This window comes from Methanoculleus sp. UBA413 (assembly GCF_002502935.1).
Classification (GTDB): domain Archaea; phylum Halobacteriota; class Methanomicrobia; order Methanomicrobiales; family Methanoculleaceae; genus Methanoculleus; species Methanoculleus bourgensis.
In genome coordinates this window covers 11,032-13,875 of record NZ_DAQR01000087.1, presented here as the reverse complement: position 1 = coordinate 13,875, position 2,844 = coordinate 11,032, and the positions used below count along the sequence as shown (strand labels likewise).

The 2,844-nt window shown below is 63.6% G+C and carries 2 protein-coding genes; one reads left to right on the top strand and one right to left on the bottom strand.

The annotated features are described in order from the left end of the window. Positions 1–265 precede the first annotated feature (265 nt). On the bottom strand, positions 266–1,888 hold the full coding sequence (locus BP858_RS07110; protein ID WP_281768893.1) for a putative manganese-dependent inorganic diphosphatase: 1,623 nt from the start codon (positions 1,886–1,888) through the stop codon (positions 266–268). Positions 1,889–2,016: 128 nt separating this feature from the next. Between BP858_RS07110 and BP858_RS07105 the strand changes: the two genes are divergently transcribed. Then, a partial coding sequence (locus BP858_RS07105) for a hypothetical protein (protein ID WP_286879183.1) occupies positions 2,017–2,844 on the top strand: 828 nt, incomplete at its 3' end.

Sequence of the window (2,844 nt, the reverse complement as noted above, 5' to 3'; positions counted from 1 at the left end):
CTCACGCGTGGCTTTCCGCGTGAGGTGGCGATCGCTCACCCCGCATCCAGGACCCGCAACATAAGGTGAAACGGTCCACTTGTGGACCATTTCAGCTAACATTTCCCATGAAACCCGCCCCGATCTGGCGAGTGGGAGACCCCCTGCTCTGTTGCACCGTGCTCCGGGATCGCCCGGGGAATAGGTTGTGTTCATGTGTACCATCGCCTCACGCGAGCGGCTGGCGATCCGCATCAGGACCCGCAAAATAAGGTGAAATGCTCCACTAGAGCTGCCGGAACATCTGCCCGAACTTCGGGATAAAATCTTTTTTCCGGGACATGACCCCCTCGAGCCGGACGGGCTGGTCCCGGAGGTCCAGGTTGGTGATGCAGCCCTCGTCTCCGGCGGCGAAGAGGTCGCTTGCGTTCGCAAAGACGTTCGTGAAGAGGGCAAAGAAGCAGTCAACCCCGGTTGTCGCCCGCAGGTGTTCGAGTTCGGCGCGAATCTCGTCGGCATGGGTCTCTGCAAACTCAAACGACGACGTCATCACCTGCGAGACCATGATGCTCCGCCCAAAGAGGTTGTAGCGCTTCATGTCCCGGGTGAGGAGTTCCTCCTTCGGGAGCGCATCAAGGTCCATACCCTTCTGGATCAGTTCCGGCCCGAACTCGGCCGGGTCGACCCCGGTGATCTCCGCAAGGTGGTCGGCCGCCCTGATATCCACGGGCGTGGTCGTCGAGAGTTTCATCACCATCGTGTCAGAGAGGATCCCCGCGAGGAGGAGCCCGGCGGTCGATGGCGAGGGCTCCACACCCGCCTCGATGAACTTGTTCGTGACGAGCGTCGAGGTCGACCCCACGGGGTCGTTGAGAAACTTCACTGGCTTTAAGGTGGATATCGCACCGAGACGGTGGTGGTCGATGATCTCGAGGATATCGGCCCGTTCGATCCCGTCAACGGCCTGAGAGAACTCGTTGTGGTCGAGCAGGATCACCGCTTTCTGGACGTCCTGCATCAGCGTCGTCCGGGATATGAGCCCGATATGCTGCCCCCCTTCGCCGACGACGCAGGCCGTCCTGAACTTGGAGTTCGAGACAACGGTTTTCGCGTACTCGAGCGAGTCCTCGAGCCGCACCGTGGGGACGTCGGTCTCCATGATCATCCTTGCCGGCAGGGAGAGGCTGATCATCTTGCCGACGCTGAACGCATCAAGCGTCGTCGCGAGCACCGAGGCCCCTCTCGTCCGGGCGGCGGCGATCACCCGCTCGCCCACCGGCGCCCCTTCGGCGATGATAAGCGCGGCGACTCCCGCCGATATCAGGGCGAGCTGGGCCGGTTCGTTGTCCCCGACGATCGCGATATCGTCTGGCGTCATCCGGGAGAGGGTGACGTGCAGGGCGTCGATGACGGTGTAGACACGGCCTTCGCCGAGCGTCTCGTGCGCCGGGACGACCGTCCGGGCGTCGAGGATGCGGGCGAGGGTCTCAAGCCGCATCGGGATGAGCGAGAGCTGTTCCCTGGGGTTTTTCCTGACATAGGCCCGCGCAAGGCCATACTCGCTGACGAGCCCGACCAGGGTCTCATCCTCGTCGGTGATGGGCATGTTGCGCATGTCGTAGGTATCCATCAGGTCGGCGACATCGACCGTCGGGACATCCTGCCGGACGCTCCTGGTATCCAGCGGTATGTCTGATACGGTGGGCTCGACGCTCGCTATGTAGACCGGCGCTTCGGCGTTGAACTTCCTGAGCGCAAACTCCGTCTCCGCGTTCACTTCCCCGCACCGGGCGGGGATGTACCGACCCGGTTCGGTGCGGTTGCGGAGCTCAGCGTAACCGATGACGCTGCAGATGCTGTCTGTATCTGGCTGCCTGTGGCCGATAATATAGATCTTATTCAGTTCCATTTCCTCCTCGGTTCACCGTGGGCGGCGGTTGTCTCCAGAGGTATCGCTCTCTGCCATCAAAGGTCTTATGCCGACCAGGGATCGGGCAAGGGCAACGTTGAAGTAGGGGTTCTGTCCATTCCCGGGGTGTGGGAACCGGTCATCACGGGCTCCTGCTCGTCCTGCTCATCACGGTATGCCTGCTCGCCTCCCCCGCAGCTGCCGGCCCGGAGGATGTGACGGTGACCTCCGTCGCGGTCGATCCTGTAGTCCTGATGCAGGACGACTCGGGCACCATCACGGTTGTCGTCCAGAACAACGGGCCCACGCCCGTCCAGGTCGGCCGCGCCAGGCTCTACGGCGACGGCGTCGTCCCGGTGAGCGAGCCCTACCCCTCGGTTGGGGTTATCGGCGCGGGCACCGGGAGGACGTTCTCCTTCGCCGTCCGGGCGGATGCCCCCGATGGGACCTACTACCCTGTCTTCCACCTGGACTTCCGGGAGAACGGAACCCTCCGCTACCCGGTCCCGGTCCGGGTCGATGATACCCCGCTCAGTGTGACGGTGGCCCAAAGACCGGAGACCTTCTCCCCCGGGAGGGAGGCCGCAATCACCGTCAATGTGGGGAACCCCCGCCCGAACGCCGCATCCGGCGTCCAGGTGACCCCGCAGGGGACGGGGTTTACCGTCACCCCGGCTGGCGTGTTCATCGGCAACCTTGCGCCCGATGGGTCTCGCGCCGTCCACTTCAACCTGACCCCGGCAGGCGAGACGAACGTCACGTTCCATGTGGCGTGGCGAAACGGCCTCAACACCCACACCACCGATCTCGCGCTCCCGGTCTCGTTCGGGGAGGATAAGCGACGGGCAGACCTCTTCGCAAGCAACATCGAGGTCGTCCCGGAAGGGGATATCTACCGGGCGACCGGTGATGTCGCAAACGCCGGCCTTGAGTCCGCACGCTCGGTCCTCGTCACC